This window comes from Methylobacterium sp. WL7 (genome assembly GCF_008040085.1).
Lineage (GTDB): Bacteria > Pseudomonadota > Alphaproteobacteria > Rhizobiales > Beijerinckiaceae > Methylobacterium > Methylobacterium mesophilicum.
Map to the genome: position 1 here is coordinate 1 of NZ_VRVG01000378.1, position 471 is coordinate 471.

General features: G+C 68.4%; 2 protein-coding genes. Both read right to left on the reverse strand.

Annotated features, from left to right (window positions below; genetic code table 11):
• Positions 1-258: hypothetical protein (locus FV233_RS29870; protein ID WP_147899676.1), on the reverse strand; the 258-nt coding region annotated here is incomplete at its 3' end.
• Positions 259-266: 8 nt separating this feature from the next.
• Positions 267-471: hypothetical protein (locus tag FV233_RS30815; RefSeq protein WP_210249534.1), on the reverse strand; the 205-nt coding region annotated here is incomplete at its 5' end.

The following is a 471-nucleotide window of genomic DNA, read 5'->3' on the forward strand; positions in this document are numbered from 1 at the left end:
TTTGGCCAGCGTGAGGTTGTTGCCGGCAGCCGACGATGGGATCCGCGAGAAGTTCGAAACGCCGCCCGACCCGGCCTTGGTCTCAGCCGCGCCGCCCGACACGCACAGACGCCCGACGATGTCGAGGAACGGCTGCGAGCCATCGTTGAGGCGCAGGGCCTGTGCACCGCAGCTCTGCACCACCTGAGCATTCTGCGCCTGGGCAGCGCTGGAGGCCCCAGCGACGAGCGCCAGGGCGAGGATGGTGGAGCGGATCATGGGTGGTCCTAGGCGCCGCCGGAGTTCTGTAGGTCGAGCGCGGCCTTCATCTCGGCGTAGGCGCGGAGGTGGTGGAGGATCGCGGCGTCGAGGGCTGCGCGGGCGTTCTCGTGGTCGCGCATGATCTCGGCAGTTTCGCCGCCCGTGCCCATGTCAGCTTCCCAGCCCCAGGCTTGTGCAGCTTTGTCAAAAGCCTCAAGCGCCGCCGCGATG